This window comes from Bradyrhizobium sp. UFLA05-89 (genome assembly GCF_059803475.1).
On record NZ_JBANBA010000030.1, the window covers coordinates 20,986 to 45,918 of the forward strand.

The 24,933-nt window shown below is 64.1% G+C and carries 28 protein-coding genes and 1 pseudogene; 18 read left to right on the forward strand and 11 right to left on the reverse strand.

Annotated elements, in window-relative coordinates:
• Complete coding sequence (locus SO139_RS17700; RefSeq protein WP_498540317.1) at nucleotides 1–1,215, forward strand: hypothetical protein; 1,215 nt, start codon at nucleotides 1–3, stop codon at nucleotides 1,213–1,215.
• Nucleotides 1,216–1,301: 86 nt separating this feature from the next.
• On the opposite strand, the gene SO139_RS17705 is transcribed toward SO139_RS17700, so the two are convergent.
• Nucleotides 1,302–1,472 carry a hypothetical protein gene (locus SO139_RS17705; RefSeq protein WP_449381192.1) on the reverse strand — a complete coding sequence of 57 codons (171 nt, stop codon included), beginning with the start codon at nucleotides 1,470–1,472 and terminating at the stop codon, nucleotides 1,302–1,304.
• 103 nt (nucleotides 1,473–1,575) lie between these two features.
• Nucleotides 1,576–1,914 (reverse strand): membrane protein insertion efficiency factor YidD, encoded by a 339-nt coding sequence (yidD, locus tag SO139_RS17710; RefSeq protein ID WP_498540318.1) that lies wholly within the window; start codon nucleotides 1,912–1,914, stop codon nucleotides 1,576–1,578.
• Between the two features lie 228 nt (nucleotides 1,915–2,142).
• Here yidD and SO139_RS17715 point away from each other — a divergent pair, with 228 nt between their 5' ends.
• On the forward strand, nucleotides 2,143–3,042 hold the full coding sequence (locus SO139_RS17715) for a COG3904 family protein (protein WP_449381194.1): 900 nt from the start codon (nucleotides 2,143–2,145) through the stop codon (nucleotides 3,040–3,042).
• Between the two features lie 20 nt (nucleotides 3,043–3,062).
• Here the strand turns inward: SO139_RS17715 and SO139_RS17720 are convergent, their stop codons facing one another.
• The gene (locus SO139_RS17720) at nucleotides 3,063–3,518 is read right to left on the reverse strand and encodes an iron-sulfur cluster assembly scaffold protein (RefSeq protein ID WP_449381195.1); all 456 of its coding nucleotides are present in this window, start codon (nucleotides 3,516–3,518) and stop codon (nucleotides 3,063–3,065) included.
• A 258-nt stretch (nucleotides 3,519–3,776) separates the two neighbouring features.
• On the opposite strand from SO139_RS17720, the gene folE reads away from it, so the two are divergent.
• From folE to SO139_RS17740, 4 genes are all read left to right on the forward strand, one after another.
• A complete protein-coding gene (gene folE, locus SO139_RS17725; RefSeq protein ID WP_449381196.1) occupies nucleotides 3,777–4,466 on the forward strand; it encodes a GTP cyclohydrolase I FolE in 690 nt (229 codons plus the stop codon).
• Nucleotides 4,467–4,595: 129 nt separating this feature from the next.
• Complete coding sequence (hisI, locus tag SO139_RS17730; protein ID WP_498540319.1) at nucleotides 4,596–5,018, forward strand: phosphoribosyl-AMP cyclohydrolase; 423 nt, start codon at nucleotides 4,596–4,598, stop codon at nucleotides 5,016–5,018.
• A 129-nt stretch (nucleotides 5,019–5,147) separates the two neighbouring features.
• Nucleotides 5,148–6,164: a lysozyme family protein gene (locus SO139_RS17735; RefSeq protein WP_498540320.1), complete on the forward strand. Its 1,017-nt coding sequence runs from the start codon at nucleotides 5,148–5,150 to the stop codon at nucleotides 6,162–6,164.
• A 146-nt stretch (nucleotides 6,165–6,310) separates the two neighbouring features.
• Nucleotides 6,311–7,477, forward strand: coding sequence for a DUF2336 domain-containing protein (locus SO139_RS17740; RefSeq protein WP_498540321.1), 1,167 nt, complete (start codon nucleotides 6,311–6,313; stop codon nucleotides 7,475–7,477).
• Nucleotides 7,478–7,621: 144 nt separating this feature from the next.
• Here SO139_RS17740 and SO139_RS17745 read toward each other — a convergent pair whose 3' ends face one another.
• The 3 genes from SO139_RS17745 to SO139_RS17755 all read right to left on the reverse strand — a co-directional run bounded on the left by SO139_RS17745 (nucleotide 7,622) and on the right by SO139_RS17755 (nucleotide 9,656).
• Complete coding sequence (locus tag SO139_RS17745) at nucleotides 7,622–8,200, reverse strand: Hpt domain-containing protein (RefSeq protein WP_498540322.1); 579 nt, start codon at nucleotides 8,198–8,200, stop codon at nucleotides 7,622–7,624.
• A gap of 30 nt (nucleotides 8,201–8,230) precedes the next feature.
• Nucleotides 8,231–8,776, reverse strand: coding sequence for a response regulator (locus tag SO139_RS17750; protein WP_027525630.1), 546 nt, complete (start codon nucleotides 8,774–8,776; stop codon nucleotides 8,231–8,233).
• A 100-nt stretch (nucleotides 8,777–8,876) separates the two neighbouring features.
• A complete protein-coding gene (locus SO139_RS17755; protein ID WP_449381201.1) occupies nucleotides 8,877–9,656 on the reverse strand; it encodes an NAD kinase in 780 nt (259 codons plus the stop codon).
• A 184-nt stretch (nucleotides 9,657–9,840) separates the two neighbouring features.
• Between SO139_RS17755 and SO139_RS17760 the strand changes: the two genes are divergently transcribed.
• Nucleotides 9,841–11,406: a S10 family peptidase gene (locus SO139_RS17760; protein WP_498540323.1), complete on the forward strand. Its 1,566-nt coding sequence runs from the start codon at nucleotides 9,841–9,843 to the stop codon at nucleotides 11,404–11,406.
• Here the strand turns inward: SO139_RS17760 and SO139_RS17765 are convergent.
• Complete coding sequence (locus SO139_RS17765) at nucleotides 11,396–12,781, reverse strand: serine hydrolase domain-containing protein (RefSeq protein WP_498540324.1); 1,386 nt, start codon at nucleotides 12,779–12,781, stop codon at nucleotides 11,396–11,398. The genes SO139_RS17760 and SO139_RS17765 overlap by 11 nt on opposite strands.
• A gap of 112 nt (nucleotides 12,782–12,893) precedes the next feature.
• Complete coding sequence (locus SO139_RS17770; protein ID WP_498540325.1) at nucleotides 12,894–13,436, reverse strand: tetratricopeptide repeat protein; 543 nt, start codon at nucleotides 13,434–13,436, stop codon at nucleotides 12,894–12,896.
• A gap of 273 nt (nucleotides 13,437–13,709) precedes the next feature.
• Here SO139_RS17770 and SO139_RS17775 point away from each other — a divergent pair, with 273 nt between their 5' ends.
• The 4 genes from SO139_RS17775 (at nucleotide 13,710) to SO139_RS17790 (ending at nucleotide 16,105) form a co-directional block, all read left to right on the forward strand.
• Nucleotides 13,710–14,054, forward strand: coding sequence for a His-rich protein BRANT (locus SO139_RS17775; RefSeq protein ID WP_449381205.1), 345 nt, complete (start codon nucleotides 13,710–13,712; stop codon nucleotides 14,052–14,054).
• Nucleotides 14,055–14,251: 197 nt separating this feature from the next.
• Entirely contained in the window at nucleotides 14,252–14,674 is a 423-nt protein-coding gene (locus SO139_RS17780; RefSeq protein WP_449381206.1) for a hypothetical protein, read from the forward strand.
• 287 nt (nucleotides 14,675–14,961) lie between these two features.
• Entirely contained in the window at nucleotides 14,962–15,669 is a 708-nt protein-coding gene (locus SO139_RS17785) for an outer membrane protein (RefSeq protein ID WP_498540326.1), read from the forward strand.
• Nucleotides 15,670–15,865: 196 nt separating this feature from the next.
• Complete coding sequence (locus SO139_RS17790; RefSeq protein WP_449381208.1) at nucleotides 15,866–16,105, forward strand: hypothetical protein; 240 nt, start codon at nucleotides 15,866–15,868, stop codon at nucleotides 16,103–16,105.
• A 9-nt stretch (nucleotides 16,106–16,114) separates the two neighbouring features.
• Here SO139_RS17790 and SO139_RS17795 read toward each other — a convergent pair whose 3' ends face one another.
• Entirely contained in the window at nucleotides 16,115–16,369 is a 255-nt protein-coding gene (locus SO139_RS17795) for a hypothetical protein (RefSeq protein WP_498540327.1), read from the reverse strand.
• Between the two features lie 290 nt (nucleotides 16,370–16,659).
• Complete coding sequence (locus SO139_RS17800) at nucleotides 16,660–17,049, reverse strand: hypothetical protein (protein WP_449381210.1); 390 nt, start codon at nucleotides 17,047–17,049, stop codon at nucleotides 16,660–16,662.
• Nucleotides 17,050–17,149: 100 nt separating this feature from the next.
• Here SO139_RS17800 and SO139_RS17805 point away from each other — a divergent pair, with 100 nt between their 5' ends.
• From SO139_RS17805 to SO139_RS17820, 4 genes and pseudogenes are all read left to right on the forward strand, one after another.
• Nucleotides 17,150–17,314, forward strand: coding sequence for a hypothetical protein (locus SO139_RS17805; RefSeq protein ID WP_449381211.1), 165 nt, complete (start codon nucleotides 17,150–17,152; stop codon nucleotides 17,312–17,314).
• Between the two features lie 84 nt (nucleotides 17,315–17,398).
• Complete coding sequence (locus SO139_RS17810; RefSeq protein ID WP_449381212.1) at nucleotides 17,399–17,899, forward strand: GNAT family N-acetyltransferase; 501 nt, start codon at nucleotides 17,399–17,401, stop codon at nucleotides 17,897–17,899.
• Nucleotides 17,900–18,048: 149 nt separating this feature from the next.
• Nucleotides 18,049–19,747 (forward strand): annotated as a pseudogene (locus tag SO139_RS17815) (methyl-accepting chemotaxis protein).
• Between the two features lie 270 nt (nucleotides 19,748–20,017).
• Nucleotides 20,018–20,737, forward strand: coding sequence for a class I SAM-dependent methyltransferase (locus SO139_RS17820; RefSeq protein WP_449381213.1), 720 nt, complete (start codon nucleotides 20,018–20,020; stop codon nucleotides 20,735–20,737).
• A 14-nt stretch (nucleotides 20,738–20,751) separates the two neighbouring features.
• On the opposite strand, the gene SO139_RS17825 is transcribed toward SO139_RS17820, so the two are convergent.
• Nucleotides 20,752–21,483, reverse strand: coding sequence for a dienelactone hydrolase family protein (locus SO139_RS17825; protein ID WP_449381214.1), 732 nt, complete (start codon nucleotides 21,481–21,483; stop codon nucleotides 20,752–20,754).
• Nucleotides 21,484–21,588: 105 nt separating this feature from the next.
• Here SO139_RS17825 and SO139_RS17830 point away from each other — a divergent pair, with 105 nt between their 5' ends.
• The 3 genes from SO139_RS17830 (at nucleotide 21,589) to SO139_RS17840 (ending at nucleotide 24,730) form a co-directional block, all read left to right on the forward strand.
• Complete coding sequence (locus SO139_RS17830) at nucleotides 21,589–22,305, forward strand: class I SAM-dependent methyltransferase (protein ID WP_449381215.1); 717 nt, start codon at nucleotides 21,589–21,591, stop codon at nucleotides 22,303–22,305.
• 101 nt (nucleotides 22,306–22,406) lie between these two features.
• Entirely contained in the window at nucleotides 22,407–24,245 is a 1,839-nt protein-coding gene (locus tag SO139_RS17835; RefSeq protein WP_449381216.1) for an outer membrane protein assembly factor BamB family protein, read from the forward strand.
• Nucleotides 24,246–24,556: 311 nt separating this feature from the next.
• Nucleotides 24,557–24,730, forward strand: a complete 174-nt coding sequence (locus tag SO139_RS17840; RefSeq protein WP_449381217.1) for a hypothetical protein — start codon at nucleotides 24,557–24,559, stop codon at nucleotides 24,728–24,730.
• Nucleotides 24,731–24,933: the final 203 nt, after the last annotated feature.

The window sequence follows — 24,933 nt, forward strand, 5'->3', positions numbered from 1 at the left end:
ATGTTTCGACCCATGAAGATTGCGGCCGTCGCCTTCACCTTGCTGTTCGCGGTCGTGGCCCCCGCATGTGCGGCCGGCACCGTCACCGCCGACGATACGGCGCGCTTCCTCGCGGGCATGCAGCCATCCGCGGAGTCTCCGCTCGTGGCGCTGACCAGGGATCCGTCCTGGCAGCGCCACGCCAAGTTCTTTGACGGCGCCTTCGTCCAGCTTGAGCAGCGGCAGCTTTCCAGGATACGCGCCTGGTCGGAGGTCAATCTGGCCGCGCCCCGGCCGACCATGTTCTACATGTTCTCGGGACCGGATTTCCTCTACGCCGACGCGTTCTATTCCAAGGCAAGCACCTACGTGCTTGGCGCGCTCGAGCCGGTCGGCAACGTTCCCGACCTGACGCGCGTACCGCGTGGGGCGATCGCGCCCGCGCTCTACAATGTCGAGCGCTCGCTCGGCTCGATCCTCAGCTTCAGCTTCTTCATCACCAAGCACATGAAGGTCGACTTGCACGCCAATGAGGTCAACGGCACCCTGCCGATCCTCTACGTTTTCCTGGCGCGTTCGGGGAAGACCATCCGCAACGTCGAGATGGTCTCGATCGACGACAAGGGCGGTCTGCATGCCGCAGGCGACAACGCAGGCCCGAACGCCACCCACGGTGTGCGCATCACATTCGTCGGCAGCGATGGCGAGGCGCGGACGCTCTATTACTTCTCGACCGATCTCTCCAATTCCGGCGCGCGCGCGGCCGGCTTCCTGAAGTTCTGCGAGACGCTCGGACCTGGCAACAGCCTGCTCAAGAGCGCGTCGTATCTCCTGCATGCCGGTAACTTCACGACGGTGCGCGACTGGCTGCTCGCCAACAGCGCCACCATCATCCAGGACGATTCCGGCATTCCGCTTGCGAGCTACAATGCGCGGCAATGGCGGTTTTTCCCATTCGGGCGCTATCTCGGCCCGATTGCGGAATTTCCCGGCCGGTATCAGGAACGCTATGCCGAGCTCTTCTCGCGGGCCCAGCCGATCGATTTCGGCATCGGCTATCGCTGGCGCATGAACGAATCGAACCTGCTGCTGTCGGTGAAGGTGCCGGGAAGCGAGATCGTGCCGGTCGAGACCACCTCGTCGGCCGAACCGCCGCCAAAGCCGGTGCGTCCGAAGCGGCCGCGTCCGCCTGAGCCAATCCCGCCGCCGCCCGGACGCTTTTTCTGGTTTCGCTAAAGCGCGACGAGATCGCGTTTTAGGTTATGGTTTTGAGCATGATCTTTTCGGAAAACCGCTTCACACTTTTCCGGATCATGCTCTGACTACCAATGCACGCTCTGGCTCGGAACGATGAAGGCCGTCGTGCTTGGCGGAGTTGCGAAACTTGTTGCCAGATACCAGCCGGAGCCGAGGACGAGGGTGAGCAGCGCGATGATGGCGAGCAGGTCGATGGTCCTGCTGTCGTGACCGTGGGGGCTGATTTTCCAGCGCATTGTTGTTTCCTCCCGATGGGAGCATCACAACAACGCGATCGTAGTATCCGCGGTTCCCTGCACGTCAGAGCTGCATGGTACGCTTGGAAGCGGCGAAGCGAAATCAGGACGCATTGACGCCGCGCCAACGTCCATAGCGCCAGGGCAGATACCAGCGTGCGCCTTGCGGGGCAGTCAGCGGCACGTTGTCGATGCCTGACGTTCCGAATGGGTGGCAGCGCAACAGACGTGCGAGTGTCATCCAGCCACCGGCCCAGAGTCCGAAACGCTCGATCGCCTCATCGCCATAGACCGAGCAGGTCGGCAGGTGACGGCAGTTGTAGCCGACCAGCGGGGACAGCGTGTGTCGGTACAGCCAGATCAGCGCGCGTCCGACGAAGCGAGGCAGCCGCAGCAACGAGGCGACGATGGTGCGACCTGGTTCTGACGCTGAATGCTTCATGTGCGCCTTGCTGCGAAGCTATGCGAGGTGTTGCGCGGTTCCAGCGCAGGGAACAGCAAGCCGTTGCGCTGATGCCATATTTTGCATGCTTTTAGGGGGCAGTGCAGCAAGTAGCTATGGACGATCTGTATTCCCCCGGATACATTTTTTGTGACGCCTGTGTGATACAGAGTCGAACGTTGCATGGGGCTTGCCTGATCGCTTTTGAGGCTTGGGGAAGGAACCACGTTGAGACTTCTGAAGTCGCTTGACCTTCGCGGCTGGTTACTTGTGGGAACCGCTGCATGTTGTGTTGCGCTGACGGGCGCAGTCGCGACTTTCAGCTCTTCCGCACACGCTGGCGGTACGCTCGAAGAGCGCAAGTTGCCGATGAAATTTAGCTGGGTCGCATGCGAGCAGAACTGCCGCGGCTGGGTCAGCGCCGTCGGCATCATCACAGCCGATACGCCGAAAGACTTTGAGGATTTTGCCCGCGGCCGTCAGCTTGGCGGGGCGACCGTGGTGCTCGACTCCAGCGGTGGTTCCGTCAACGACGCCATCACGCTCGGACGGCGCTTCCGTAACCTCGGCCTTTTGACCACCGTCGGCATCAGCTTGCAGAACCGCGGCGGGCAGGGCGCGCGTCCAGCTATCGCGCCCGAGGCGTATTGCGAGTCGATGTGCGTATTCCTGCTGTTGGCCGGCAAGACGCGCTACGTGCCGGAAGCAGCCCATGTTCGGGTGCATCAGATCTGGATGGGCGATCGCGCCGACGACGCGCGGGCCGCAAGCTACAGCGCGCAGGACCTGATGATCGTCGAGCGCGACATCGGCCGGCTCGCCAAGTACACTTTCGATATGGGCGGCGCCGGCGACTTGCTGTCGCTCGCACTGAATGTGCCGCCATGGGAAGACCTGCACGAATTGGACGCGGCCGAGCTCAAGCTCACCAATGTAGTGACGACGGACGCAGCTTCCGACGTGCTGCCGCACATCGATGTCTCGGCCCCCGCGATGGCTGATGCTGCGCCGAAGGCGCAGGACCGCTTTGCGGCGGAACCGGAGCAGCCGGCCAGGTCGACCAAGACGGCGGAAGCGTTGGTCGCGACCGGCGGTGCGTCGGCGCCTGGCCCAGCGTCACAGAAGTAAGACCCGACAATCGATCTGGTTTAGTCCTGCGCCGCAGCCGGCTGTTTCGTCTTCGCTTCGATCTGGCCGATGGCGTCGACGACGGCATCGAAGGTCAGCAGAGTCGAAGCGTGGCGCGCCTTGTAGTCACGGACCGGTTCGAGGAACTTGATCTCGGCCCATTTTCCGTCCGGCGGGTCGCCGTTTTCTTTCAGCATCTTGCGAACGGTTTCGCGTAACTCACGGAGTTCGCTGGCGGTCGAGCCAACCACGTGACTTGCCATGATGGATGAAGACGCCTGTCCGAGCGCGCAGGCCTTCACGTCGTGGGCGAAGTCGGTGACAGTGTCGCCACTCATCTTGAGATCGACCTTCACGGTCGATCCGCAGAGCTTGGAATGGGCTGTGGCGCTGGCGTCGGGATCGGAGAGGCGGCCCAGACGGGGGATATTCCCGGCCAGTTCGATGATCCGCTTGTTATAGATGTCGTTCAGCATGTGATGGAGTCCGAGACCTTCCGGGCGGCTTCCGGCTGGATCGGCCTTGGCGGCCGCCGTCCTCGGTCTTATATAGGGTTGGAACTGGCGGAAAAACAGCCCGGTAGCCTTGTCGGCGGTGGTCGAGCACCTCGTATCCGACGTCGAGGCGGGGGCGGTTGATCGCCAAATTTGGTTGTTCTCTCTCAGGCGTCCGGCGGCTAGACCGCCCCGTCTGCCGGTGACACTCCGGCCGCAAGGCCGTCGAACGGAGTTGACATGGACGCGTTGATCAAATCCATCCGCCCCAGCAAGCCTTCCGACAAGCAGGTCGATCGCCCTGCCGAGCTTGATCCTGCTGAATTTCTCGCGGCCGCCGTCCGCGCCGACCAGCCGCGCCCGGCGCGCGCCGAGGCCGAGCAGGCGGTGAAGACGCTGCTTGCCTATATTGGCGAGAACACCGATCGCGAGGGGCTTCTCGACACGCCGCGTCGCGTGGTCGAGGCCTTCGACGAGCTCTATCAGGGTTACCACCAGTGTCCGGCCGAGGTGCTGGACCGCACCTTTGGCGAGACCGCCGGCTACGACGACTTCGTGCTGGTGCGCGACATCGAGTTCACCTCGCAGTGCGAGCACCACATGATGCCGTTCTACGGCAAGGCACACATCGCCTATACGCCGGTCGAGCGCGTCGTTGGCCTCTCCAAGCTCGCGCGGCTGACCGACATTTTCGCCCGCAGGCTCCAGACCCAGGAGCATCTGACCGCGCAGATCGCGGCCGCGATCGACGAGATCCTAAAGCCCCGTGGCGTTGCGGTGCTGGTCGAGGCCGAGCATACCTGCATGTCGGTGCGCGGCGTCGCCAAGCATGGCGCGATGACGTTCACCAGCCGCTTCACTGGCATGTTTCGCGATAATCCGGCGGAGCAGGCCCGCTTCCTGTCCCTGGTGCGAGGCTCACCGCGCTGACCCTCGTTGAGCCAAAGCGCGATGATGTCAGACTGGCTGACATCATCGCGCTTTGATTTATTTTTTGAGCATGATCTTCTCGGAAAACCGCTGCACACTTTTCCGGATCATGCGCCAGCGAGGGGTCTCGTGTCCACGCACTCCCACGACATCGAGGAAGGGCTGAGCTTCCAGCCCAAATTCGACGCGGCCGGCCTCGTCACGTGCGTGGCGACGGATGCTGCGACCGGCGACGTGCTGATGGTCGCCCATATGAATGATGAGGCGTTGCGCAAAACGATTGCGACGGGTGAAGCCTGGTACTTCAGCCGCTCGCGCAATGCGTTATGGCGAAAGGGTGAGACGTCAGGTCAAACCCAGCACGTCGTCGAGATTCGCACGGATTGCGACCAGGACGCCGTCTGGATCCGGGTCGAGCAGGTCGGCGCAGCCTGCCACACCGGCCGCAGGTCCTGCTTCTACCGCAAGGTGGAAGCCGATGATGGGAGCGCGAGGCTTGTCTTCGTCGAGGCTGAGCGGCTGTTCGATCCCGACGCGGTCTATAAGAAGTAATCTGATCGCGCCCCCCGGAAGCGCCGGGGGGCGTATTAACCCGGCATTAACCATACCTGTCCCACCGTGAGACGACATGGCGCCGAATTGCCGGCGTCACCAACGCCGCGCGGAGCGGGGCTGCCCAATATGTCGGTCGACAATTCTAGTGCCACGACGACGGCGGGGATCGACCCGTCGCGGGCGCGTGTGACCGGCGCGATCAAGCAGGCCTCCAATCTCACCGGCGTCAGCTTCGAATACATGCTGACCACCGCGAAGATGGAATCGGATTTCAATCCGACCGCGGGTGCATCGACCTCGTCTGCGCACGGGCTCTATCAGTTCATCGACCAGACCTGGCTCGGCACCGTGAAGGAGGCGGGCACACAGCTCGGCTACGGCAGTTATGCCGATGCCATCACCAAGACCTCCTCCGGCAGCTACACCGTCGCCGACCCGACCATGCGGAGCTCGATCATGAAGCTGCGCGACGACCCCGAGGCCGCATCGAGCATGGCCGCGGTGCTGACGCAGTCGAATAGCTTCAAGCTGACCGGCCTGCTCGGCCGGCGTCCGAGCGACAGCGAACTCTACATGGCGCACTTCATGGGCGTCGGCGGCGCGGCCAAGCTGATCGCCAACGCGGAGGACAATCCGCAAGCCGTCGGTGCGCGGCTATTCCCTAATGCCGCCGCAGCCAACCGTTCGATCTTCTATGCCAAGGACGGCCGGGCGCGCAGCGTCTCGGAAGTCTATTCGGTGCTGGACTCGCGCTACGCCAGCGCCGCGAATTCGAAATCGACGCGGAGCGCGATCGCCATGTACGGCGACACTCCGTCGACGACGCAGGTCGCGAGCGCGAACGGTGTACAGCCAACGTCGCTGATCAACAACGCTGCCTATCTTCAGACCTTCCCGGATACGCGCGTGGCGACGCCAGTCAGCGCGACCTCCGCAACCACGGTGGCGGATAATTCGCCGAGTACGCCGGTGTTTCGCTCGATCTATCAGCCCGGCGACAGCACGCAGCCGGTTTCGGCCACCGTGCAGAAATTGTGGGGCGATAACGCCTCACTCACCTCGGTTACGAATGCGACGCCCGACGTTCGCGCGCCGCAGCCGCTCGACCTCTTCAGCGATCGCAGCGGCACCTTCTCGAGCTAGGCTCGCGCTGCAAAACTTGCAGCCCTTAACAAAACGTCAATAAAACCAGTCGGTTATGGTGAACGCTTTGTTAAGCGTCGTGGTTTATTTTGTCTTGCGGGTGACGGGTGTCACCGTTTCGTTTGGTTGCGTAGGCCGGAAGCACCATGATCGTTCGGCAGTTTATCAATTGGATCAGGACTGCGTCCGCCGGTGAGCGGGCAGAGGCAACACGGGCGTTGGCCCGTGCCTGGTTGATTTCAGACCTTTCACACGACGATCGCGTCGCCGCCGAAGGCGCGCTGTTGATGCTGCTCGACGATCCGTCGCCGCTGGTACGCCAGGCCATGGCGGAAGCCTTCGCGCGCTCGACCGAGGCCCCGGCGGCAATCGTCCAGGCGCTGTCGACCGACCAGCCGTCGGTCGCGCTTCCCGTGCTCGAACATTCACCGCTCCTGATCGATGCCGACCTCGTCGACATCGTCGCGACCGGCAATTGCGAGGTGCAATGCGCCATCGCCCGCCGCATCGCGCTGCCTGCGTCGGTCTGTGCCGCGATCGCCGAAGTCGGCTGCGCGGCAGCGGCGCTCGAGCTGATCGAAAATCCCTACGCCGAGCTCGCGCCGTTCTCCTGGGACCGTATCGTCGAGCGTCACGGCCATCTCGCCGCGATCCGCGAGGCGTTGCTGGTGCTCGAGGACCTGCCGGCGGCCACGCGCGCTGCGCTGGTCGCAAAGCTCTCCGAGACGCTGGCGCAGTTCGTGATCGCCCGCAACTGGCTGAGTGCCGATCGCGCCGAGCGTATCGCGACCGAGGCCCGCGACCGCTCTACCGTCAACATCGCGGCGCGCTCGCGCGGCGAGGACATGCAAGGCCTCGTGCGTCACCTGCGCGCGACCGGCCAGCTCACCGCAGGCCTGATCCTGCGCGCGCTATTGTCAGGCAATCTCGAATTGTTCAATGCGGCGCTTGCGGAATTGTCTGAGATGCCGCCGGCGCGCGTCGCGGCGCTGCTGCACGATCGCGGCGGAGCCAGCCTGCATGCGCTTCTGCGCCGGGCGGGCTTTCCGGAATCGACCTTCGCCGCGTTCCATGTTGCGCTCGAGGCCTGCCACGAGAGCGGCTTTGTCGACACCTACGATGGCGCCGCGCGGCTGCGCCGGCGCATGGTCGAGCGCGTGCTCACCCATTGCGAGACCGATCGCGGCGCGACCGAGCCGCTGCTCATCCTGCTGCGCCGCTTCGCGACGGAATCTGCGCGCGAGGAAGCGCGCCTGTTCTGCGACGAGCTCGTCGCGGAGGAGGCGCTCCAGGACGACCTGATCGCTGCGTGAGCCGAGCTTCGTAGTGGTAGAGTGGGCAAAGCGAAGCGTGCCCACCGCTTCTGTTGAGAGTCGGGGCAAGATGGTGAGCACAGCGCAAGAGCGCCTCTGCCCGCCCGGCAACCTTCAACGCGGAAAATTATTCAACGCGGAAAGTCATTCTCCCGGCACGATGCTCGGCGCCAGAATCGCTTCGAGATGCTCAGGGCGGTCGCGGTTGACGTGGGCGAGATAGTCGTCGGCAACCCTGCGCAAGCGACGACTGAGCTCGCCCGAGACGCTCAGGCTGTCGAGCTTGGTGTTCTCGTGCACGATGGCGTGGATGGCGTTGATGTGGTGCGAGAAGAGCTCGCCCGGCACCTTGGCAAGATCCGGCGCATGCTCGATGACACGGCACAGGCTTTCGGCGATGACCGCGGCGGACGGATAACCGAACGTCGCGGCATCGCCCTTGATGTCGTGGGCTGCACGAAACAGCTCGTCGCGCGCCTCCTTGGTAAAGCCGTCCTTCTGCACGACCGCGTAGGCCGCAGCCAGCCGTCCCGCTTCGATCGCCATCCAGTCCTTGAATTCCCCGGAGAGTCCGGCGAGCGCCTGCTCGGCGCGGCCGACCGGGTCGTCCATGTCCTTTTCCTCGACCCGGCGCAGCACCTTGCGCAGCGGATTGGGCTGCGTGATCACGTGGTGGGTGGCGAAAGCCTTGACCTCAATGTCCTTGGGGCTGTTCCTGGCCATGATGCCTGCCTCGATGGTTGAGGGTTTCAGCTAGATGGAGGACCGCGCTTTGTCGAGCAGCGAGGGCTGCTGCAGCACCTCGTGCTTTTCGCCGACGCGGCGCTCGGGGCCCATATAGGCGGAGCTGGTGTTGCGGCGGCGATCGGGCCCGAAATAGGTCTTGGTCTTGATGAAGGGCCGGGGATTGGCGACCACGTTCAGGATGCGCTGGTAGAGTCCCTTGGCCGAGATCGGCTTGGCTAGAAACTCGGTGACGCCGGCATCGCGCGCCACGGTGACGCGGCGTTTTTCGGAGTGACCTGTCAGCATGATGATCGGCGCGTAGGGGTTACCCTTGGATTCCGGCTGCCGGATCATCTGCGCCAGCTCGAGCCCGTCGAAGATCGGCATCGCCCAGTCTGTGATAACGATGTCGGGCACGTAGTGGCTGTACATTTCGAGTGCCGTGGCGCCGTCCTCGGCCTCGTAGACCTCGCGCGCGCCGAAGGAATGCAACAGCGTCCGCAGAATGCGGCGCATATGCGGATTGTCGTCGCAGACGAGGAAGCGCAGCTTGTTGAAATCGATGCGGAACATGACGCCCAGGCCGAAGCGGTCAAACTTCGTTAACCATATCGCGTCTGAGGTTAACGAAGCGTTGCCCTCCCGCGGCCTGCGAGCAGGTTCTGATACAGCTCTAGTAGCCGAACTGCTCGCGCAGAATCCGCTCTTCCAGGCTGTGGCCAGGGTCGAACAGCATCCGCATCGAGATGGTCTTGTCGGACAGCACCTCGACGCGGCGGACGTCGCGTACCTCGTCATGGTCGGCGACCGCTGCGACCGGACGCTTCTCGCAATCGAGCACCTCGAACACGACATAGGCGGTGTTGGGGAGGAGGGCGCCGCGCCAGCGGCGCGGACGAAAGGGGCTGATCGGTGTGAGCGCGAGCAGGGCGGCATTGATCGGCAGGATGGGCCCCTGGGCGGAGAGATTGTACGCGGTCGAGCCAGCAGGCGTCGCCACCATGATGCCGTCGGCCATCAGCTCGGACATGCGCTCATGCTCGTCGACCAGGATCTTCAGCCGCGCCACCTGATAGGTCTGACGAAACAGGGCGACCTCGTTGATCGCGTGATGAATGTGCACCGCGCCCTGCACGTCGGTGGCGCGCATCAGCAGCGGATGGATCACGGACACATGGGCGGCCTCGAGGCGCACGCGCAGGTCGACCGTCGAGTATTCGTTCATCAGGAAGCCGACGGTGCCGCGGTGCATGCCGTAGATCGGCTTTCCCGTGCGCATGTTCTGGTGCAGCGTTTGCAGCATAAGTCCGTCGCCGCCGAGCGCCACGACGACGTCCGCTTCATCGGGCACGCAATTGCCGTACAACCCGGTCAGCTGCGTATAGGCTTCCTGGGCCTCAGTGCCCGCGCTGGCGACGAAGGCGATCCGATCATATCGCTTGGGCTTTGTCATGAAATTGCGAGGCTCGAAAGGGTCTGGCCGGCTCGAAAAAGTGTGCCGAGGTCGTCCTATACGACCTCGGCCGTTGTTGTCGAGCGCGACCCCGCGCCATGGCAAACGGTCAATAGGCCGTGATGCCGTGCCATTGTCGCAATCTTGTGCTACCGCCTGTAGCGGATAATAGGGAGTGAGCAGCGTGACCATCACATCGGCGGCGCTTCGCCGCGGGGGGCTTTTGCTGGCGCTCCTCGCCTTTGCCACGCTCGGGCCGGCCCACGCGGACGACCCGCCGCAGCGTCCCGATGCCGCGACGCCCGCCGGACAGAAGGGTGGTCCCGGCGCGCGCGCCGGCCAGACGCCGAGCACGCCGTCCACCGCCGAGCAGCATCGCCTGCCACCGGACTCCACCACCCGGCAGACGGTCGAGCTGCCCGGGCGGACGCTCGCCTTCGCCGCCACAGCAGGCTCCATCCGCGTGTTCGACGACAAGGGCGAGCCGCAGGCCGAGATCGCCTATACCTCGTATCAGCTCGACGGCACCGATCGCGCCACGCGCCCGGTCATGTTCTTCTTCAACGGGGGGCCGGGCGCATCGTCGGCCTGGCTGCAGCTCGGCAATGCCGGCCCGTGGCGGCTGCCGATCAATGCCGACGAGGTCACGCCATCGACCTCTCCGGAGGTGAAGCCCAATGCGGAGACCTGGCTCGATTTCACCGACCTCGTCTTCATAGATCCGGTCGGGACCGGCTATAGCCGCTTCGTGGCGACAGGCGAGGATGTCCGCAGGCGGTTCTTTTCCGTCGACGGCGATGTCAGCGCACTCGCGCTGGTCATACGCCGCTGGCTCGAGAAGCACGACCGGCTGCTGTCGCCAAAATATGTCGCGGGCGAAAGCTATGGCGGCATTCGCGGGCCGAAGGTCGTGCGCCAGTTGCAGATGCAGCAGGGCGTCGGCGTCAACGGCCTGATCATGATCTCGCCGCTGTTCGACTTCCGCGAGTTCACCGGCACGAGCCTCCTGCAATATGTCGCAACGCTGCCGAGCTATGTCGCGACCGTGCGCGAAGCCAAGGGGCCGGTGAAACGGGCCGATCTCGCCGACATCGAAGCCTACGCGCGCGGCGAGTTCCTGGCCGATCTCGTCAAAGGCGAGGCGGACAGGGAGGCGGCCACACGGCTGTCCGACAAGGTCGCCACGCTGACGGGAATCGACCAGGCGGTGAGCCGCAGGCTCGCGGGCCGCTTCGACGTCGGCGAATTCCGCCGCGAGCTCGACCGCAAGAACGGCAAGGTGACCGGCCGCTACGATGCCTCCGTGCGCGGCTTTGATCCCTATCCGGATTCCAGCAGCTTCCGTTTCGGCGATCCCTCTGGCGACACGCTTCAGGCGCCGCTGACCAGCGCCGCCGTCGATCTCCTCACGCGCAAGCTGAACTGGCGGCCGGACGGCTCGTATGAGGTGCTCAATGGCGCGGTCGAACGGGCCTGGGATTTCGGCCACGGCATCAATCCCGCGCAGTCGGTGTCGGAGCTGCGCCAGATCCTGGCAACAGACGCGAAGATGACGGTGTTGGTTGGACACGGCCTGTTCGATCTGGCCACACCTTATTTCGGCTCGCAGATCGTGCTCGACCAGTTGCCCGCCTTTGCCTCAGCGCCGCGCGTCAAGCTCGTGGTCTATCCCGGCGGCCACATGTTCTACTCGCGCGATGGCTCGCGGCAGGCGTTTCGCGCCGAGGTCGAGGCGATGATCAAACAGTAGGCCGGCGTTTCCGCGGCGTATATTTGCGCGCGATCTCGTTGGCGACAACGCTCTCCGGCTTGACGTTGATGCCGCCGAGCCAGATGCCGCGGACCTTGCCGCGCGTGTTGCGGATGCGGCGCACCGGCTCGCCATGGCTGGCGTAGCCGGCGGCTGCGGCGAAGGTGCCGGAATCGCGGCCGGTGACTTCGATCTCGGCAGCATCCATGAACGGATTGTTGAAGTGCGGATTGGCGACCACGACGCGGTTGCCCATCGGCACGAGATCGACCGCGCCCCAGATCGTCCACCAGCGGCCGGTCCAGTCGCGCACACGCCGGTTAGGCGTCCCACGGTTCTGGAACGCGCGCAGGATCTGCATCGCGCCGTCCATCCAGATCGGCGCGGCGCCGTCGATGCAGTTGCTGAGCATCGTGATCGCGAGCTCGCAGGCCGGAATGGAGCACGTCCTTGAGACGTAGCCCTGGAAGCCACCGCTATGACCGAACCAGTCCCAGCCGTCGTCTCTGCTGGCGTTGACGCCGAGGCCGTAATAGCACTCGAAACCCTGCGGAATACGCCAATGATGCCGCGTCATTTCCCGCCGGCTCGCGACCGACAGCACGCTCTTCCTTGCATTGGGTGCGAGCTGCGCGAAGAAGCGCGCCGTGTCGGCGGCGGTTGCGACGAAGCCGGCGGCCGCCGTCATCGCGTGGGTGAGGTTATCGCCCGGAATCACGCAGCGCTCGCCGAGCGGTAGCCTGCGCGTGTGGCCGCGGGCGAACGGTGCGCCCTTGGCAGGCGGCGCGCTCGGCTCGGTTTCGCGTAGGCCGGCGGCTGCTATGATCTCGCGCTTGATCCAGGCGGGGTAGGGCTCTTTCGTGACGGCTTCGATCACGAGCCCGATCAGGCCAAAGCCGTGATTGGAGTATTTGAAGCGCGTGCCGGGTTCGATCGCGGTGGGCATTTGCAGCTCCGCCAACAGCTCCTTCTCGTCGAGATAGGGACGGCTGTCGATGAACTGGCCGGAGTCGGCGCCGTCCCGCGTCAGGCCTGCGCTATGGGAGAGCAACTGGGCGATCGTCGTCTCGGCAACGCGCGGATGCAGGCCGCCGACATATTGGCCCACCGGATCGTCGAGCCGCAGCATGCGCTGCTCGCGCAGTTTCAGGATGCCGGCGGCGGTGAAGCTCTTGGAATGGGAGGCGATGCGAAAGCGGTGCCGCGGCGTCAGCTTCTCGCCGGTGTCGAGATTCGCAAGGCCGAACGCATGCTCAGCGACGACTTCGCCGCGATGGGCGATCGCGATGATGAGGCCTGGCTGCTGAGATCCGATCAGTTGAAATTCGATCCATGAGCCGATGTAGTCGATCGCGGCTCGTAACCACGCATCCATTGCCCACCATACGCGAAGGAGAAGCCCTTTTGCGAATGCTAGCCGACAAAACAGAGCCGGCGCAACCCCCGAGGGTTGCACCGGCTCATCGGTCTCTAAAGTGGAGCAGTCCTCAGTAGACGAGCGTCGCGCCCGTCGGCTTGTCGAGCGCCGCGGCAAGCGAGCGATATTCCTCGCTGCCGGTGCCGACGAGCGAGGCAATCTTGTTCAGGTGATACTGCGCCTGTTCGCGGTTGCCCTGTTCGAGCTGCCAGAGCCCGTAATACTGCCAGGTGCGCACGTGGTTCGGATCGTCCTTGAGGGCCAGCTCGTAATAGGCCTGCGACTGCTTGTAGTCGCCGAGCTTGCGGTAGGAGTAGCCGATCAGGTTGGCGACGTCGGCGACGTCGTCGCGCTTGAGCGTCTTGAGCTGGTCGATCGCGCTCGCATAGTCGTGGCGATCATAGATTGTGGTGTAGGCCGTGCGATAGGCGGCGAGGAATTTGGGATCGCTGACAGAGGAGCTCTTCTTCTTTTTCTTGGTCGGCGTCGTATCTGATGACCCGGAGCCGGAGGGGCTATCGCTGCCGTTGGCATAGGCGCTCTGGATTGCCGGCACGGCGACCAGCGTCATGCAGAGGAGTGCCGGAACCAGAAGCTTTGCAACTTTGCTCATCTATCTCTCCCGTATGGAATGCGGCGATCCTACACGATTGCCTCAAGACGGGAACACCCGCGGCGCAAAAACATTCCCGGCCGTTCGGCTTATTCACGGAACAGAGGTGACCCGGCCGCCGGCCGGAAACATGACAAAGATGTCATCGAGATGAATGGAAGCCATTCGCGTGCTTCAGAATGGGTTCAGTGCGCCCCGCCTAACGTCTGTCCCATGATCGAAGGGTCGGCGAGAGGGCGCCGCCTCAAGATCCTTCAAAGAGGAGACAACACCATGTTGAAGACCATTTCCGCAGCCTTCCTTGCAGCTTCCGTCATCGCCGCTCCGGCCTTCGCCGCGGAGTCCGGCAAGACCGCCACGCAGGCCCCGGTGATCAAGTCGGAGCAGGGCGTCAAGGCTGACGCCAAGACCAGCGTCAAGACCGACGCGAAGACTGGTGCCAAGCTCGACACCAAGACGAAGGCGATGAACGCGAACGCCGCCATCGCTCCGAGCGAGCACAAGTCGGTCCACAAGCATCGTCATCATCACAAGATGCTTTCGGCCAAGAAGCAGCCGAAGGCCCAGCCCGACGTCTCCAAGCCGGGCGCGCCGGTGACGACCGAGAAGCGCAGCTAGCAACTGGTCCCGCGCGGTGGCGACCCACATTGCCCCGCCACCGCGCGCAGGGTTCAGGGCCGGCCCGACTGCCATCGGCCTCGCGAAAGCGTGAACGATGGCGGCGGGCCGGTTAAGCCGTTTTGGAAGCGAGAAGCGAATTCCCTCGGCCCGACCTTGCCGCTAGAACGAACGTTGCGTCGGGTCGAGAGGGAGTCGTGGGGGAATTGGCAAAACGCGTGAGCGTCCTGGTGCTGCCGCTGGTACTTGCGGCCTGCTTCGGTAGCGACGGAGGCCGGCCGTCCATGGTGGACGATGCGGGAAATCCAGCGCAGCAGCCCTTTCCGGACAATTTCCGCAGCGAAGCGCTCGCCATCATGCGCAGCTATCTGAACGACCCGGTCGGCGTGCGCGACGCCGCCATGGCGGATCCGGTGCTGCGCACGGTCGGCGGCCGGCCATTCTATGTGAGCTGTCTGCACTTCACCCCGCGCGAGAGCGACGGCAGCTACAGGGCGATGCGCGAGCGGGCGATCATCTACGTCAATGGGCGCGCCGACCGAGTCACCGAGCGGGCCGGTGAGATGTGCGCGGGTGCGGTTTACGCACCCTTTCCAGAACTGGAAAAGATGACGCGGTAGCGCAAAGCACGTCTTCACCTGTGCCTGCTAGGACAGGAGCGGCTGGAAGCCTCTGATCACATTTCGGGGAGCCTTGAACGGGGTTGTTTGTTCTTGCGACAAATAGTTACGGCAGTGTGCGCGCGAGCGAAAAAATCTGTCGTGACGAGGGAACGCTGGGGAACAAAAAGCCGTTGTTGCGGGCCTCATTAGACACCGAACGATCAAGGCTCCGGCATCGCCGCGAAGCAACCAAATTCAGGCCACGTTGTTTGCTGAGGGTGAATTCGAGATAACGGGGATCATCCATGAAGACGTTCTTGCTTGGCGCAGCCACTGTGCTCGCGCTGGCAGCGCCAGCCGCCGCAGCCGACATTCCGGCGCGTCCTTACACCAAGGCCCCGGAGTATACGCCGCCGCAGGTGATCTATAACTGGACCGGTTTCTACATCGGTGGCCATGTCGGCGGTGCGTTCGCCGGCGACAACACCTTCCAGTCGACCGACGCCCGCTTCCTCAGTGGCGTGCAGGGCGGCTTCGACTACCAGTTCGCGCCCAATTGGGTCGTGGGTCTCGAGGCCCAGTACTCGTGGCTGCCGTCCAACAATAATGGCGTCCCGTTTCCGGCCGGCACGCTCGTGACCTCCAACACCGACCAGCTCGGCTCGGTCACCGGCCGCATCGGTTACACCTGGGGCCCGGCGCTGGTCTACGCCAAGGGCGGCTATGCCTGGCGCAACAACAATTTCGGCGCCAGCGTCGGCGGCGTAGCCACTGCGGTCAGCACCACCGGCAACAGCAAGGACGGTTACACCGTGGGTGCCGGCCTCGAATACATGTTCGCGCCGAACTGGTCGGCCAAGGCCGAGTACCAGTATTATAATTTCGGCAGCACCACCGTCACCGCCGGCCCGGCCGACGTCGTCGGCGTCCGCGGCAAGGAGGACGAGCATACCGTCAAGGTCGGCGTGAACTACCGCTTCGGCTGGGGCGGTCCGGCGGCCACGCGCTACTGATCCTCAGGCAGCAAACGACACACTGCAAAGGCCGGCTCCGCCGGCCTTTGTTTTTTCGGAAGCTCGTCTCACTCTCACCAGCACGGTCTCACCAGCGTCATGGGCATGCGGTAAAGCAAAAATAATTTTTGCCTCTTAGGGAACACGCTGCCGGAACGCGTTATTATTGATTGCCGGGCTGGGTGGGATGACGAAGATGCGTATCTTGGCGTCGGTGGTGATCTCGTTATTCGTCACGCTGCCGTGCTCGGCACAGACGATCCTCAAATCCGAACCGCTGGTATTGGCGCCCTATGAGGTGGCCTTCGTGCAGGATTTCTCCTGCGGACTGGGCCGGGTGCTGAAGGTCACGGGCGCGATCCGCGGCCTGCATCGGCGCAAGGCGTGCGTGGTGTTGTCGGGCGAGCAGGCATCGCTAGCGGTCGCAACGCCCTGATGCGCATCTTCACGAATTGAACTGCAGCTCCAATCGGGATTGCCGCTCGGCGTCTGCCTTGTTCTTGGCCGGATCCTCGTCGGGACCAATGCGGCACGGCTTGATTTCGTAGTCATTGTCCAGGACGCGGCGCGGCCCCGGCCTGTCCTCGTCGGTGGCGACGTCCACGACCAGGCCACTCTGCTGCGCGAATTTCCAGACATCGGCCTCGCTTGGGTAGGCCTTGCTGAGTTGGGCGTCGTTGCAAAACAGCGCGTACGGCATCGGTCCTGCCTCCCGCAACGGCCTTAACGCTTGAGCGGATTGAGGGTTTCAGCCTGGCTTTATTGGACGGCGAGTGATCACGGATCCGTGAATGGGACGTCCGGGCGTGAGTCGTAAACGAGTCCTGAATCCCAGGAAAAAGAATCCCTGGGACTCCTCGGCTGGAATCAGCGGATGTTTCTGGCCATGATGACTGGCCTCAAAACCTCCTGCGAGCACATGCTCCTGCCGCTCATACTGGCGCTGTTCGGCGCCTGTGCGGCCAATCTGCTGCTGGTCTGGTCCTGGCTCTAGTGGCCTGAGGCCGGCGGCCGAGGCGGGGGAGTGCTGATGGCGTCCCTGACCTTGGCGAGGGTCGACTGGCAAAACTCCTCGCGCTCGCGCTCGAAACGCTCCTGATGCTTGCGGAAGTTGGCAACCCGCGCCTGCACTTCGCTGCGGAAATCGCCCGATCTCCTGGGCGGCGCGACTTGGAAGGCCTGGGGCGGCGGCTCCGCCTGCGGCGGCTGCTCGACCTCACGGGTCTCTTCGACCGCCATCACGGAAGCGACCTCCACGGCCGTCGGAGGGGGCACGGAATCAGGCCCCGTCGGGAGCTGCTCCTCCTTCCGACCGGTCACGGATTGAACAAAGGCCAATGTCTGCGCGATCAGCGCATCGCGTTCCCTGATCCACTTCATGGTCCACCTCTGCCCGCCCTATTCCAGCAAACCGGCTGCTCCGAATCAAGGCATGCTTGCAGGGATTGCATATTTTTCCCGATCGCACGAAACTGTGGCAATGAAACCGAAGGACGAATGGCTGGAAGAGGCCGAGGGCCTGCGCCTAGTGCGCGCATTTCTGTTGCTGCCGCCCGACAAGCGGCGGCTCGTGCTTCAGTTCGCCGATGATCTGGCGCGCGCGCAGGACCGCCACGAGGAGAGGACGGAAGCGTCCCCGACCTGAGCAACGACGGCGCCCTCGCTCAGGCTGTAGCTGTATCTACGCACAGCTTGCGCGTTCGTGCGGCCTCGGTTCTTATTTGGCGCCATGACCGAGATAGAAACGGCCGAGATAGAGACCTCCATCGTCAACCCCGACACGCCTGATATCGATATCTGCGCGCGCTGGCGCGCGGAGACGTTTGCGGTGCTCGAGGCGACCGTCGAGCAGGAGCGACGCACGCTCAATCGGTTCGCGGCGGACCAGACGCGGCAGGTAGCCTTGATCGCCAAGCGCGGGACGGTGCCGGTCGGCACCTGCCTGCTGGTGCCTTCCGAAATCGAGCCCAATCACCAGGTCTCGCCGTGGCTTGCAGGATTGTTCGTGGCGCCCGAGCATCGGCGGCATGGGGCAGGCGCCGCTCTGGTGCGCGCGATCGAGGCGCAGGCCTGCCTGCGCGGCTTTGCACGGATCTTCCTCTACACGACCAGCGCCGCGGGGTTTTATCAGCGGCTCGGCTGGGACCTTGTCGAGCACACCGACTGGAAGGGCTTTGGACGTACCGCTTTCATGTCGCGTGCGATCCAGCCGATGTCGCCACAGACATAGAAAAATTACACGAAGCTTACAAAGCCCGCACCAAAAGCCATCTTCCCGTAATTTTACGCGCGGCATTTTGTATCAAATCTTAACGTCCGTCGGTTCCATTGGGTTCCGCGCCGGGAACGCTGTGGATGCTCCAAATCGGATGAATTGTGATGCGCTTTTTGAATAATCTGAAAATTGTCTTGAAAGTCGGTCTGATCGTTACGGTGCTGGGCTGTGCGCTCCTGGGCGTTGCGGCATTCAGCGCCGTCCAGCTTTCCTCGACGGTGGACAATTTCGCGGAGCTGTCGGACGCACAGTCGGCGGCGCTAAGCCTCACCCGCGCGCAGCGCCGAATGGAGACCTATCACGCTGCCCTTTATGCCGTGATGACCGAGACTTCCGAGGAGGGGAACGCCAGGCGGCTGAAAATCGCTAGCGAAAATCGCGGCTCGATTCCCGGCTTTCTCGAAGCCGCGATCAAGGAGGATGCAGGCCGTGCCGGCGAAATCCGCGCCATCGGCGACAAGCTGAAGGGCGTGTTTGCCGCGTGCGATCCGGTGCTGGAGGCTGGCGCCAAGGCAAGCACACCGGAAGAGAATGCCAGGGTCGCCGATCGCGCCCACAAGGAATGCGATCCGGCGCTGGACGTTGCGCTTGCCGACATCGCGAAGTTCGCAGCCGAGACCGCCGAGCGCGTCATCAAGCGCAAGGAAGAGATCGGCCTTCAGGCCCACGCTTCCACTACGACCGTGATCGGTGTCAGCGCCGCCGGTCTGCTCCTCGGCGTCGTCATCGCGCTCTTCATCGGCCTCAAGGCGATGTCGCAGCCGATTGCCCGGCTCAAGCTTGCGATGGAAGGATTGGCCCGGAACGATCTTTCAACCGAGGTGCCCGAGAAGGACCGTCGCGACGAGATCGGCGAGATGGCGAAGACGGTCGAGATTTTCAAGACCAATGCGCTCGAGGTCGAGCGCCTCAAGAAGGCCCAGGAGGACACCGAGCGGCAGGCCGCCGCGCAGCGCCGGCGCGATATGGTCGATCTTGCCGACGGATTCGAGCGCGCAGTCGGCGAGATCATCGACACTGTCGGCTCCGCCTCCACCGAGCTCGAAGCGTCCTCCTCGACGCTCGCGACCACGGCGCAGCGTGCGCAGCAACTCACCCTCGGTCGTCGCGGTGGCCTCCGGCGAAGCCACCGGCAACGTTCAGTCGGTCGCCACCGCGACCGAGGAGCTGTCGTCCTCGGTCAACGAGATCAGCCGCCAGGTACAGGAATCCGCGCGGATGGCGATCGATGCGGTGGGCCAGGCGCGCTCGACCACCGAGCGGGTCAGCCAGCTCTCGACCGCGGCCACACGGATCGGCGACGTGGTCGAGTTGATCAACACGATTGCCGGCCAGACCAATCTGCTTGCGCTGAACGCCACCATCGAGGCAGCGCGGGCCGGTGAGGCCGGCCGCGGCTTTGCGGTCGTCGCCTCCGAGGTCAAATCGTTGGCCGAGCAGACCGCGAAGGCGACCGGCGAGATCAGTCAGCAGATTTCCGGCATACAGACCGCCACCCAGGATTCGGTGACGGCGATCCGCGAGATCTCGGCGACCATCGAGCGGCTGTCGGAGGTGTCCTCGACGATTGCCGCGGCGGTCGAAGAGCAGGGCGCCGCGACGCAGGAGATCGCACGCAACGTTCAGCAGGCCGCCCACGGCACCCACCAGGTGTCCTCGAATATCAATGACGTGCAGCGCGGCGCCGCCGAGACCGGCTCGGCGTCCTCGCAGGTGCTCTCGACCGCGAAGATGCTGGCGACCGACAGCAACCGGCTGAAGCTCGAAGTCGGCAAATTCCTCTCGACGGTGCGCGCCGGCTAAATCCGGCAGCGCAAATGACCCGGCGGCCCTTGCGCCGCCGGGTGCGCCGCACAGCTTATGGCGGAGTCATCAAAAGAGCCAACACGACCGCGAACAGCATGCCCGTCGCAACGACGGCGGCGACCGCACCAGCGGTGATCTTGGCTCTCTCTCGGGCGGTGACAGGGCGCATGCGGCACGCAAATTAGCTCATGTTGAACTTCGATCCAACGTGTGGTTAATGGCCGTCCCCGCGAAGCAGCGGTCAACATCCATTCCTCAAGGACATCCATGAGCGACGATGTCAGCGACGGCTGGGCAGCTTCTGCTTCCGCATGGATCGTGGAGCAGGGGGACGACGGGGACTACGGCCGCCGCTTCGTGCTGGACGCGCCGATGCGGGCGCGGATCGAGGGACGCGGCTTCCATCGTGCGCTGGATGTCGGCTGCGGAGAGGGGCGCTTCTGCCGCATCATGCAGCGTGCCGGCATCGCAACCACCGGCATCGATCCGACCGAGGCGCTGCTCGCGCGCGCCAGAGAGTTGGACCCGCATGGCGACTATCGGCTCGGCCGCGCCGAAACGATGGATGTCGATGCGTCCTTCGACCTGGTTGTCAGCTATCTCAGCCTGATCGATATACCGGATCTCGGCACGGGAATCGCGAAGATGGTGGCGGCGCTGCGGCCGGGCGGCATGCTCCTGATCGCGAATTTGACGAGCTTCAACACCGCCGGCCCGCCGGAAGGATGGATCCGCGATGGCGGGGGTACCTTGCGATTCCCGATCGATCACTACATGGACGAGCGGGCGAACTGGATTGCCTGGCGCGGCATCCGGATCCAGAACTGGCACCGTCCGCTGAGCACCTACATGACGCTGCTGCTCGATCATGGTCTGCAGTTGCGCCTGTTCAGCGAGCCTCAGCCCACGGGCGGGGATCCCGAAAGGAACGCGTTGCATCGCCGCGTACCCTATTTCCACATTATGGAGTGGCAGAAGCCGGCTTGAGGGGCTTGCGTGATTCAGCCCGCGAGCCTTGCCTGAAAGAACCGGCTGATGCGGTCGATCGCATCCGCGGTCATCGGATCGGTGTCGGAGAAGTCAAAGCCGTGCGGCTTGCCGGGATAGGGCACGAACTCGGCTTCCGCCCCGACGGATTTCGCGAGCTCGATCAATTTCTTTCCGTTCGCGATCGGCACGTTCTGGTCGGCCTCGCCGTGCAGCTCGATCATCGGCGGCAGGTGCTTGACCTTGCCGGCCATCGCATCGGGCATGCCGCCATAGAGCACGGCGAGCGCGGCGATGCGCTCGTCGCGCGCGGCCGTGTTGGCGGCGATGAAGCCGCCGAGCGAAAAGCCCAAGAGGCCGACACGCCCCGAGCTGTCGGGCTGCCCCAGGATGGTTGTCACGGTGGCGGAGACCGTGTCCGACCAGCCGTCGAACCGCGTCGCCTCGAAAGTCTCGCGGCTCGCCTTCGTGCTGGTCTTGGAGATGAGCGTCGCGGTGTCGCGCTCGGTCATGTAGCGGAGCAAATAGGCATCGATGCCCTTGGCCGAAAGCGCGTCGGCGTACCGCTCATAGGCGCGACGCCTGAGCTCGATGCCGCGCGAGCCGTGGAGCAGAATCACTGCGGGGCGTTTTCCGGAAACTTCCGCGGCATAGCGCGTCAAGGTGTCGTTACCGGGCTCGGCGCGTGCCGCAGGCGACAGCGAGAGCAAGGCCAGACCTGCAAGGGTGGTTCGTCGCGTGATCATCACTCGGCTCTCTTCAAGAAGGATTCCGATCGGGAAGCGCCGCCTGTATAATGCGCCTGCGACGGAAATTTGACTTGCCGTACATCTTTCTCGAGGCCTTGCCCGATGATCCCGGATCGTCCGCCCGTGCTCGCCCATCAGCGCTTCGTTGCCGATCGCGAGAACTTTGCCGGTCTCGATCTTGCCGGACGGTTCGAGCGCATCGTCCGTACCAATCTGTGGGGCGCTCCGACCTCGGTCTCGGGGCTCGGCTCCGAAGACCCGGCCACAGCCGCGATCAAGGGAGCGCTGCCGCCTTTGCTGCGACGGCTCGGCGTGCGCTCGCTGCTCGATGCGCCGTGCGGGGATGCCGGCTGGATCGGCAGATGCGGGCTCGATGTCGACTACATCGGAGTCGATATCGTGCCGTCACTGATCGAAGCCAACCGCAGGCAGGTTGCGCAGGGCGAACTCCTGGGTCGTTTCATTAGCGCTGACATCACGCGAGACGAGCTGCCTCAGGCCGACGTCATTCTGTGCCGGGATTGTTTGGTGCACCTGAGCTTTCAGAACATCTCCCGCGCCCTGGGACGTTTCCGCGCCAGTGGTGCGCGTTTCCTGCTGGCCACCACTTTTCCGGCGTGGCAGGACAACCTCGACTGCGAGGATGGCGACTGGCGCGCATTGAATCTCGAGCGAGCGCCGTTCGGCTGGCCTGCGCCGCTGGAGGTGATCAACGAACGCTGCGAGGAGGGCGGAGGCGGCTGGCGAGACAAGAGCCTCGGGCTGTGGCGGCTCGCCGATCTGTCCGGTGAGACAGGAGACACTGGAAGGGCCGTTTGACCGATGTCGCCACGACGTCGGTTGCGCTCGTCGATGCCTTCGCACTACACTTCCTCTTGCGTGATGGAATTTCGCCTCGCTGCTCCTGCCCGGGGGGAACGATGAAGCTGGACGCGATCGTGGCCTTGTTGCTGATCTCCTGTGGCGCTCCTGCGATCGCGCAGGATGGCGCCGCGCTTTACGCCACACATTGCGCGCAGTGCCACGACGGCAGCGACGCACAGAGCCGGGTGCCGCCTCGCAGCGCGATGCAGGCGATGTCGTTCGAGCATGTGCTGGCAGCGCTCAGCACCGGCAGCATGGCCGCGATGGCGCAGGGGCGCAGCGATGACGAGCGCAAGGCGATCGCATCCTTTGTCACCGGCAAGCTGGCCGTTAGCGGCGGGGCCGCGGCGGCCGACGCGTCCGGCCGCTGCACGCAAGCCGTCACCGCCTTTCCGCAAAGCATCGACGGGCCGCGCTGGAATGGCTGGGGCGCCGATCTCAACAACAGCCGCTTCCAGCCGGCGGGAATGGCCGGGCTGACGGCGGAGCAGGTGCCGCATCTGACGTTGAAATGGGTGTATGCATTTCCCGGCGCGACACTCGCCTTCGCGCAGCCGACGGTCGCCGGCGGGCTGCTGTTCGTTGGCGGCGCCGATCGCAAGGTGCGGGCGCTGGATGCGAAGCGCGGCTGCACGGTGTGGACATTTGCACCGGACCTCGCGGTCCGCGCGGCGATCAGCTTCGGGCAGGTCCCGGGCACGGATCAGTTCGCGGTATTTTTCGGCGATGGCCGCGCCAGCGCCTATGCCGTCAATGCGCTGACCGGCGCACTGATCTGGAAAGTGAACGTCGAAGAGCATCCGGCCGCCCGGATCACCGGCGCTCCGGTGCTTTATTCCGGCGTGCTTTACGTGCCGGTCTCTTCGATCGAGGAGGTAGCCGGATCGCAGCCGAACTACGAATGCTGCACCTTCCGCGGCAGCCTCGTCGCGCTGGAGGCGGCGACCGGCAAGCTGATCTGGAAGGCCTACACGATCCCCGAGGTGCCGCAGCCGACGACGAGGAATGCGCGCGGCACGCAGCTCTATGGTCCGTCCGGCGCCGCTATCTGGTCGGCGCCGACGATCGACACCGAGCGGAACGCGATCTATGTCGCGACCAGCAATTCCTATTCGGACCCGCCGGCCGCAACCAGCGATGCGGTGCTTGCGTTCGAGCTCGCAAGCGGACGGCTGCTTTGGAAGCAGCAGGCGACGCCGAAGGATGCCTTTGTCGTGGCCTGCTTCGCCGCAGACCAGACCAATTGTCCTGACGCTCACGGTCCGGATCATGATTTCGGCCAGTCGCCGATCCTGGTGAAGATGCGCGACGGCAAGCGCGTCCTCGTCATCGGCCAGAAATCGGGCGTCGTGCACGCGCTCGATCCGGATAGCGAGGGCAAGATCCTCTGGCAGACGCGGATCGGGAAGGGTGGTCCGCTGGGTGGCACCGAGTGGGGCTCGGCCGCGGACCAGGACCGCATCTATGTCGCGATCTCCGACGTGCGTTTCCTGCGCGATGGCACGCGGCGGCTCGACTCCACGCAGGGCGGCGGGCTGTTCGCACTCGATCTTGCGAGCGGTAAAGTCTCGATGGAGGTGGCACCGGTGCCTTGCGGCGAGCGCCCGCAATGCAGCCCCGCGCTGTCGGCTGCCATCAGCATCATTCCCGGCGTCGTGTTCTCCGGCGGCGTCAGCGGCTACCTACGCGCCTATGCGACCGCGGATGCAAAACTGCTTTGGGAGTTCGACACCTCGCGGGACTACAAGGCCATCAACGGCGTTGCGGCGTCCGGCGGCGCGATCGACGGCCCGGGTCCGGTGATCGTCGACGGCATGCTTTACAGCAACTCCGGCTACGGCCAATGGAGCGGCGTCGCCGGCAACGTGTTGCTGGCGTTCGAGGTGGGGAAGTGAAATTGGGTAAGGCCTGCGACGTATCAGCGGGCGCAGCCGGATTCACATAGGCAAGTGCGGGAACCGGCGAAGCAGAGCACCCTTCTCGACGTGCCGCTTCAACACCGGCGCGGACGTGCGGCCTCAGCATTAAGCCTCCACCAGGGCCCCCAGATGCTGAGGCCGTTCTTTATGCTCGTCTCCAGACTGTGCTGCTTCGGGACGAACGCCAGTCGGCATTATTTACAAGCTGTGAACCATGAAAAATGATCGGAAAATTTTAGCGAAACGATCTGCGGGCCCTTTGCGTCAGTCTGCTGGAGGGTGCAGCGATGGACACAGATGCAGGTTTCGACGAGCGTGAAAGCGAGATCGCCCGCTACAGGATTTTGGCGCAGGAGGTGACGGACCCGCTCGCCGCGCGTCTGTTGCACCACATCGTCATTGATCTCGAAGCCGACCTGCTGCGCGAGCGCGCAGCGAGGGCAGTCAAGTCGGATGGATGAGGTGGTACGAGAAACGATGAACCGCGGGTTCGGCGAAGACACTGAATGGGCCGCGCAGGTATCGCTGAGACAGCTTGCGAATGCGCCTTTCAGTGCGGCTTCCGAAACCGGCGGTAGCTCTGTTGACGTGGTGAAGCTAGCGAGAGGTCTTCATCGCCAAGGATGACAGGAACGAGTTCGTCTCGCACAACGCGCTCCATCAG

Coding starts and splice junctions, on each gene's coding strand:
- SO139_RS17700 (WP_498540317.1), top strand. CDS start 1: ATGTTTCGACCCATGAAGATTGCGGCCGTCGCCTTCACCTTGCTGTTC.
- SO139_RS17705 (WP_449381192.1), bottom strand. CDS start 1,472: ATGCGCTGGAAAATCAGCCCCCACGGTCACGACAGCAGGACCATCGAC.
- yidD (WP_498540318.1), bottom strand. CDS start 1,914: ATGAAGCATTCAGCGTCAGAACCAGGTCGCACCATCGTCGCCTCGTTG.
- SO139_RS17720 (WP_449381195.1), bottom strand. CDS start 3,518: ATGCTGAACGACATCTATAACAAGCGGATCATCGAACTGGCCGGGAAT.
- folE (WP_449381196.1), top strand. CDS start 3,777: ATGGACGCGTTGATCAAATCCATCCGCCCCAGCAAGCCTTCCGACAAG.
- SO139_RS17735 (WP_498540320.1), top strand. CDS start 5,148: ATGTCGGTCGACAATTCTAGTGCCACGACGACGGCGGGGATCGACCCG.
- SO139_RS17740 (WP_498540321.1), top strand. CDS start 6,311: ATGATCGTTCGGCAGTTTATCAATTGGATCAGGACTGCGTCCGCCGGT.
- SO139_RS17745 (WP_498540322.1), bottom strand. CDS start 8,200: ATGGCCAGGAACAGCCCCAAGGACATTGAGGTCAAGGCTTTCGCCACC.
- SO139_RS17750 (WP_027525630.1), bottom strand. CDS start 8,776: ATGTTCCGCATCGATTTCAACAAGCTGCGCTTCCTCGTCTGCGACGAC.
- SO139_RS17755 (WP_449381201.1), bottom strand. CDS start 9,656: ATGACAAAGCCCAAGCGATATGATCGGATCGCCTTCGTCGCCAGCGCG.
- SO139_RS17765 (WP_498540324.1), bottom strand. CDS start 12,781: ATGGATGCGTGGTTACGAGCCGCGATCGACTACATCGGCTCATGGATC.
- SO139_RS17770 (WP_498540325.1), bottom strand. CDS start 13,436: ATGAGCAAAGTTGCAAAGCTTCTGGTTCCGGCACTCCTCTGCATGACG.
- SO139_RS17775 (WP_449381205.1), top strand. CDS start 13,710: ATGTTGAAGACCATTTCCGCAGCCTTCCTTGCAGCTTCCGTCATCGCC.
- SO139_RS17785 (WP_498540326.1), top strand. CDS start 14,962: ATGAAGACGTTCTTGCTTGGCGCAGCCACTGTGCTCGCGCTGGCAGCG.
- SO139_RS17790 (WP_449381208.1), top strand. CDS start 15,866: ATGCGTATCTTGGCGTCGGTGGTGATCTCGTTATTCGTCACGCTGCCG.
- SO139_RS17795 (WP_498540327.1), bottom strand. CDS start 16,369: ATGCCGTACGCGCTGTTTTGCAACGACGCCCAACTCAGCAAGGCCTAC.
- SO139_RS17800 (WP_449381210.1), bottom strand. CDS start 17,049: ATGAAGTGGATCAGGGAACGCGATGCGCTGATCGCGCAGACATTGGCC.
- SO139_RS17805 (WP_449381211.1), top strand. CDS start 17,150: ATGAAACCGAAGGACGAATGGCTGGAAGAGGCCGAGGGCCTGCGCCTA.
- SO139_RS17810 (WP_449381212.1), top strand. CDS start 17,399: ATGACCGAGATAGAAACGGCCGAGATAGAGACCTCCATCGTCAACCCC.
- SO139_RS17820 (WP_449381213.1), top strand. CDS start 20,018: ATGAGCGACGATGTCAGCGACGGCTGGGCAGCTTCTGCTTCCGCATGG.
- SO139_RS17825 (WP_449381214.1), bottom strand. CDS start 21,483: ATGATCACGCGACGAACCACCCTTGCAGGTCTGGCCTTGCTCTCGCTG.
- SO139_RS17830 (WP_449381215.1), top strand. CDS start 21,589: ATGATCCCGGATCGTCCGCCCGTGCTCGCCCATCAGCGCTTCGTTGCC.
- SO139_RS17835 (WP_449381216.1), top strand. CDS start 22,407: ATGAAGCTGGACGCGATCGTGGCCTTGTTGCTGATCTCCTGTGGCGCT.
- SO139_RS17840 (WP_449381217.1), top strand. CDS start 24,557: ATGGACACAGATGCAGGTTTCGACGAGCGTGAAAGCGAGATCGCCCGC.